The sequence below is a fragment of the uncultured Maribacter sp. genome (genome assembly GCF_947500405.1).
Classification (GTDB): domain Bacteria; phylum Bacteroidota; class Bacteroidia; order Flavobacteriales; family Flavobacteriaceae; genus Maribacter_B.
Genome location: NZ_CANMRY010000068.1, coordinates 1 through 766 on the forward strand (window position 1 = coordinate 1; position 766 = coordinate 766).

At 32.1% G+C, this 766-nt stretch carries 1 protein-coding gene; it reads right to left on the reverse strand.

Annotated elements, in window-relative coordinates; translation table 11 throughout:
* Positions 1-174 precede the first annotated feature (174 nt).
* On the reverse strand, positions 175-766 hold a 592-nt coding region (locus Q0945_RS16020), incomplete at its 5' end, for a hypothetical protein (protein WP_299436686.1).

A 766-nucleotide genomic window follows, 5' to 3' on the forward strand; every position in this document is an offset into this window, starting at 1 on the left:
CAACGGTCTCGGCTATGATTAGTACGGGAATAAAAGTTCGTTTTTGTTTCCGTTTAAACGATTAGCCAAATCTTTTTGTTTGTTTTTATTTTTTCTATTTAAAAGCCAAATCCAAAATATTTGGCGGACACTCTAAATATAACCAAAACTTAGCGTTAAGAACCAAAACCCGTATTAATTATAGCCATTGTTAGGCACAGGTTTTTTATTTAGTCCGTGCAAAATTGGAATTAGAACTAAGGTCTGCCATATTAAATACATGCCTATAAGAACATATTCCTTTTCCAAGGATAAAGATTGCCAAATTATGCTCCCTAGAACAGCCATAATGAAAACATAAAGTATTGTTTGCCTTAAATTTTCAAGTCCATAGTAACGATGTATAATTAGTGTCAACAGTACAGAGGCTGTCAGAGAACTTAGTCCAATATATAAAGCCTGAAGTAACAAGTCCGATGAGTCAATTTTGTAACCAATGTTCATTGAAAGAAAAAAGGCAGCAAAGGTTGCTAAGAGAAAAGTTCCATAAATGAGCAGAGTTGAAAATATTAAGCGGTTAATTTTTTTAAAACCCTGACTAATGAAAATACATATACTAAAAATCGTTAGATATCCAAGTCCTAATTTAAATCCACCATCTTTTTGAAAAAAGTCCAACTTATGAACGCATATAGCTGACCAGATTAGGTTAAGTATCAGATAGCTTATAATTGCGTAATGAATGTTTCTACTTATTTTCAATATTGTTTTCAACTTGTGCCTAACG